Source organism: Methanofollis sp. (assembly GCF_028702905.1).
GTDB lineage: Archaea > Halobacteriota > Methanomicrobia > Methanomicrobiales > Methanofollaceae > Methanofollis.
The window spans coordinates 1-5,555 of record NZ_JAQVNX010000120.1; the positions used below are offsets into that span (position 1 = coordinate 1).

At 64.5% G+C, this 5,555-nt stretch carries 5 protein-coding genes; 2 read left to right on the forward strand and 3 right to left on the reverse strand.

Annotated elements, in window-relative coordinates; genetic code table 11:
* Positions 1-210: 210 nt before the first annotated feature.
* Positions 211-1,320: a hypothetical protein gene (locus PHP59_RS11060; RefSeq protein ID WP_300166922.1), complete on the reverse strand. Its 1,110-nt coding sequence runs from the start codon at positions 1,318-1,320 to the stop codon at positions 211-213.
* 108 nt (positions 1,321-1,428) lie between these two features.
* Between PHP59_RS11060 and PHP59_RS11065 the strand changes: the two genes are divergently transcribed.
* Together PHP59_RS11065 and PHP59_RS11070 are read left to right on the forward strand one after the other, a co-directional pair.
* The gene (locus PHP59_RS11065) at positions 1,429-1,872 is read left to right on the forward strand and encodes a PPC domain-containing DNA-binding protein (protein WP_300166925.1); all 444 of its coding nucleotides are present in this window, start codon (positions 1,429-1,431) and stop codon (positions 1,870-1,872) included.
* A 206-nt stretch (positions 1,873-2,078) separates the two neighbouring features.
* Positions 2,079-5,051, forward strand: a complete 2,973-nt coding sequence (locus PHP59_RS11070; protein WP_300166928.1) for a kelch repeat-containing protein — start codon at positions 2,079-2,081, stop codon at positions 5,049-5,051.
* 35 nt (positions 5,052-5,086) lie between these two features.
* On the opposite strand, the gene PHP59_RS11075 is transcribed toward PHP59_RS11070, so the two are convergent.
* Positions 5,087-5,290 (reverse strand): hypothetical protein, encoded by a 204-nt coding sequence (locus tag PHP59_RS11075; RefSeq protein ID WP_300166931.1) that lies wholly within the window; start codon positions 5,288-5,290, stop codon positions 5,087-5,089.
* Positions 5,291-5,375: 85 nt separating this feature from the next.
* On the reverse strand, positions 5,376-5,555 hold a 180-nt coding region (locus PHP59_RS12725), incomplete at its 5' end, for a hypothetical protein (protein WP_366943764.1).

Consider the following 5,555-nt stretch of genomic DNA (forward strand, 5'->3'; position numbering starts at 1 on the left):
CAGACGATGCGGGCCGGGACGTACCCGCCCCGGCCGATGGCGACCACCACGTCGGGGCGGTAGCCCGAGGCCCGGATCTTTTCGGCGAGGAGACGGGAGAGGCGGGCGGCCCTCTCCCATCCGACCATCTCGCAGCGGAAGGAGTCGGGGATCATCGCTCCCCTGAGGGGGTGGGGGGATATAAAATAGGGGGGGTGCCGGCGGCGAGACCTATTTCTTGAGCAGATCGGTGAGGATGTTTTTCGCCAGCGCCTCCCTTTTTTTCACAAGAGCCTCTTTCTCTTCGCCCGCGGGGAGAGAGGCGATCGTCGCGTCGAGTGCGTCCACCTGTTTGCGATAGGCATAGTCGTTGTAGAGCTTGACCCCTTCTGTCAGGATCTCAAACGATTCTGTCTGTTTGTCGGCGACGCCGAAAAACCTGGAGAGAACCGCCGCACTCGCCGCGGCCGGTGCAAAGGCGGAGAGTTCGTCGTGGGGCGTACCGTCGAGGCTGACGACGATATAGGGGACGTTGCCGGCATAGGGTGTGCCCGCCATATCGACGACCCGGCCCCTTCCGTCGACATGATACTCCGTCAAAAAGGTCTCGTCGTAGCGGTCGACGTTGTCGTCCGAGATCAGGGCGAAGCCCGGAGGGACCGGGACACTTCCGGGCAGCCGGATATCGAGGGGCTCGGATGTGGAAAATTCGGGGCTGCGGTCGAATGCCATCTCTCCCGCAGATCCGATCAGGTTCGTGACCACGCCGGCCGAAAACAGGTAGGTGGAGTACGGCAGAAATACCGGGATCGCCGCTGCCCTGCTCATCAAACCCCCGAACTTTTCGAAGACCGCTTTCGGGAAGTCGTCGAAGACGATGGTGAGATCGAGGGTCAGGGACCGTTCGATGAGGGCTGGCGAATAAAAAACGACCGGGGTGCCTTCGTCAGATGCGGATGGCCTGAAAAGGCGCTTCTTCGGGGAGACACCTTTCGCCAGATAATTCATGGCGCGGGGTCTGGCGTCGTAGGTGAAGGGACTCCTGACGGCCGAGGTCACGAGCATGTCCGACCGATCCCCCAGGAGTTTTTGTGGGTACCGGCCGGTATAGACCTCCCGGATCATGATGGTGAGAGGTTTTCCCATCCCGATCGGCTGAAACGGAACAATGTCGGGCGCAACCGCGTTTTCCGCCGTGAGGTCGCCGGTGGAGAAGCGGATGGACCGCGTGCTTTTTTTCAACGACAGGTCACGGTAAAATTCCGTCAGCTCCCCGGAATCCACTTTTTCGTAGAGTTCGTCCCTGGTTACAATCGCATTTCCCTGTGCATAATAGAGCATGAGCGATCACCTCAAGAATTCATGATATAATGGCGATATATATATTCCAACCTATTTTTCTTTCGCCGCGGGAGACATCTTCATCCCTCCTCCGGCCGATGCCCTGCCATGCAGTACACCGAAGGCAGGGTGGGCCGGGTCTTCTCCCTGCGGATCGACGACGGCGAGGACGTCCTGGCGGAACTCACCCGCTTTGTCGGGGAGAAGGGGATCGCCTGCGGCATGGTCCAGGTGCTCGGGGCGCTTGGGGACGGCAGGGTCGTCACCGGGCCGGAGAGGCCGGTCTTCCCGCCCGTCCCCCATGTGGAGACGGTCGCCGGCGGCTGGAAGGTCGTCGGCACCGGCACGGTCTACCCCGGCGAGGAGGGTCCGGCCCTCCACCTCCATGTCGCCGCCGGGAGGGGGGAGGCGACGCGGGCGGGGTGTCTCCGGGAGCGTGCGGCCGTCTACCTCGTCGTGGAGGCGGTGGTCGTGGAGTTCGTCGGCATGGCGGCAGAGAGGGTGCTCGACGACCGGACAGGCGTGCACCTCCCGGTCTTCGGGGGAGGGTGAGGAGGGGGGTGCCCCTGTACTCTCCGACTTTCTGGGGGGCGAAGGGAGGGGCAGTCGTGGGAGACAGGGAATTTTCATCTGATCTCATACATACAAACCGGGAAAAAAGCGGAATGTGTATATGGATTTGAATTTTTCAGATAATGATGAATAATTACCCCAGGAACAACCCTGTACGGATATTTTGCACATTTATTGGGGCATTTTTGCTTCTTGTCGGCACGGGAAGCGCCGGCGCACCTGTGGCAGATTTCACCGCCGCACCGACGGAGGGCACCGCACCCCTCACCGTCTCCTTCGCCGACGCCTCGACCGGCGACCCGACCGGGCGGGCGTGGTTCTTCGGCGACGAGGACTACACGGAGGACTGGACACCTCTGCCCGACGCCGCGTGGTCGGCGCGGAGTTTCCCTGCGACGGTCGCCCTGCCCGACGGCACCATCGTCCTCATGGGCGGCCGTGAATTGTCCGCCTACACAAACGACACCTGGCAGTCGACAGACGGCGGCAGGACGTGGACGGAGGTGAACGCAAGTTCAGGGTGGACGGCACGGGGCGGCCATACGACGGTCGCCCTCCCCGACGGCACTATCGTCCTCATGGGCGGATACGACGGCACCGCCGAACAGAACGACACCTGGATCTCGACCGACAAGGGCGTCACCTGGGAGCAGGTGAACGCGAGTTCAGGGTGGACGGCGCGGCAGGCCCATACGGCGGTCGCCCTCCCCGACGGGAGCGTCGTCCTCATGGGCGGTTTTGACGGCACCGGCTTCGTGAACGACGTCTGGCGGTCGGAGGACGGCGGCTTTACGTGGACGAAGCTGCCTGACGCAGGGTGGTCGAAAAGGATGTACCCGGAGAGCGTCGCAATGTCTGACGGCAGCATCCTCCTCCTGGGCGGTGCCGGCGGCGGTCCCACCGGCGGATTACGCAACGACACCTGGCGCTCGGAGGACGGCGGCAGGACATGGACGGAGGTGCCCCGCGCCGGGTGGACGGGACGGATGTACCCCGAGAGCGTCGCGCTTGCCGACGGCAGCGTCCTCCTGATGGGAGGGTACGACGGCGGGTATGCGAACGATGTCTGGCGGTCGACCGATGACGGCGCCACCTGGACGCAGGTGCCCGATGCCGGGTGGACGGGACGGGGCGGCCACACCTCCGTCGCCCTGCCCGACGGGAGCGTCGTCGTCATGGGCGGTTCCGACGGCACCGATAAAAACGACGTCTGGCAGTTCCGGTCTGCAGGCTCGACCGACCAGGACCCCACGCACACCTACGAGACGCCGGGCACCTATACGGTGACTTTGCAGGCGTTCAATGCCGGCGGGTCGACGCGGGCGACCCGCGAGATCACGGTCAGGGCACCGGTCCCGCCGACGGCGGCGTTCACCGCCTCCCCGACCGCGGGCACCGCGCCCCTCACCGTCTCCTTCACCGACGCGTCGACCGGCGACCCGACCGGGCGGGCCTGGTTCTTCGGCGACGAGGACTACACGGAGGAGTGGACATCTCTGCCCAACGCAGGGTGGACGGCGCGGTACACCCATACGGCGGTAGCACTGCCCGACGGCACCATCATCCTCATGGGCGGATACGACGGCACCGCCTGGAAGAACGACACCCTGGTCTCGACAGACGGCGGCAGGAGGTGGACGCTCCAGAACGCAAGTTCGGGGTGGACGGGCAGACTCTATCCCGGCAGCGTCACCCTGCCTGACGGCAGCGTCGTCCTCATGGGCGGGTGGGACGGTTCCCGCCTGAACGACACCTGGCGGTCGGACGACAACGGCAGGACATGGATGGAGATGAACGCAAGTTCGGGATGGACAAAGCGCAATGGTCATGCGGTTGTCACCCTGCCCGGCGGCAGCATCCTCCTCATGGGCGGCTGGGATGACACCTATAGAAACGATACCTGGCAGTCAGACGACAACGGCAGGACATGGACGCTGGTGAACGCGAGTTCGGGGTGGTCGGGACGGTTCGACCACAGCAGCGTCGTGATGCCAGACGGCAGCATCGTCCTCACCGGCGGTATGACAGTGGACGGGAACAAGAACGATGTATGGCGGTCGGACGACAACGGCAGAACCTGGACGCAGGTCATGTCACGTGGCCCCCTGTGGACGGCCAGGAGCGGCCATACGACGCTCGCCATGCCCGACGGCAGCATCCTCCTGATGGGCGGCGAAGACGGCACCGATAAAAACGATGTCTGGCGGTCCACCGACGGCGGCAGAACCTGGACGAGACTGCCCGACGCCGGGTGGACGGAAAGGATCGGTCATGCAGGCGTCGCAATGCCCGACGGGAGCGTCGTCCTCATGGGCGGTTCCGACGGCGCCTATCGGAACGACGTGTGGCAGTTCCGGCCCGCAGGGGCGACCGACCCGAACCCGTCGCACACGTACACGACGCCGGGCACCTATACGGTCACGTTCCAGGCGTTCAATGCCGGCGGGTACGACCGCGAGCAGAAGACCGTCACGGTCAGGGCGCCGTCGTCGGGCGGCGACAGCGGCGGGGACTCGTGGACGGCACCGGCGGCGCAGACCCCGTCCACACGCGACGTCACCGTGAGCGGGAGATCGGCCGTGACCCGGATCGCCGTCACCGGCACCGGGACCTCCGGGATCATCATTACGGCCACCGTCCTCTCCGCACCGCCCGCCGGCGTCCCGCCGGTGCCGGGCAGCGTCCTCGAGTACGTCGACCTCGTGCCGCGGCGGTACACGAACATCACCGGGGCGACGGTCACCTTCTCCGTGCCGCTTGCGTGGCTGGAGGAGCACAACCTCTCCCCGGCCGACGTCGTGCTGTACCACTATGCCAACGCCACCTGGACCGCCCTGCCGACGACGGTCGGGGCGACCGCGGACGGGCAGGTCACTTTCACGGCGACGAGTCCGGGCTTCTCCCTCTACGCGGTTGCCGGGATAGAAAAGACGGCCGTGACCCCGACGCCGGCGGAGACGACCTCGCCCGCAACGCCGGCGCCGACCGCGGAGGAGACGACGGCGGTGCCGACGACGCAGCAGGCCTCGCCCGGACTCCCGCTCGCGGCGATCGCACTCGGCGGCGGGGCCGTCCTGGTGCTGATCGGCGGCGGCGTCCTCCTCAGGCGCTGGTGGATCCACAGGCAGAACCCGGCGCTCTTCCGGGAGTATGACTGATTCCCTTTTTTTCCCGCACCGTCACATGCAGGTCTTCATTCCTTTTCCTTCTCCTCGACCGAACTGACGAAGGCCCGGATCTCCTCGACGGAGAGGAGGATGGCCTTCGCCTTCTGGTAGCCGAAGCTGAAGGGGCGGCCGCTCTTCCCCACCGGGATGCTGAGGATGGGGTTGCCTTTGTACTCGCCGACCTCGGGTTTGTCGAGGGACTTTTTTTGTGCCGGTGCTTCTTCTGGCATGGAGGAGGGATAGGATGGGGAAGGGATGAGGGTTTCGGGGGCGGGGTGAAAGTGGAGAGGGAGGTGCAAAAAGTTTGGGAAAGGACTACCCAATCAACATCTTATTCGCCTTCATAAAGAGACGTGACGGCAGAGCACGATCAAGTCTCCAGAGAATACTCATCGGCCGACTTCCCTCATGGGAGACATAACGGGCAGTCCCAAGGAACTGATAGGGTTGCGTCACATTCCCGATTTTTTTGAACTCACGGACAAAAAGAAGAAC

What these genes read in the sequence shown, in the direction of transcription:
- PHP59_RS11060 (WP_300166922.1), bottom strand. Translation starts at nt 1,320, where the DNA reads ATGCTCTATTATGCACAGGGAAATGCGATTGTAACCAGGGACGAACTC.
- PHP59_RS11065 (WP_300166925.1), top strand. Translation starts at nt 1,429, where the DNA reads ATGCAGTACACCGAAGGCAGGGTGGGCCGGGTCTTCTCCCTGCGGATC.
- PHP59_RS11075 (WP_300166931.1), bottom strand. Translation starts at nt 5,290, where the DNA reads ATGCCAGAAGAAGCACCGGCACAAAAAAAGTCCCTCGACAAACCCGAG.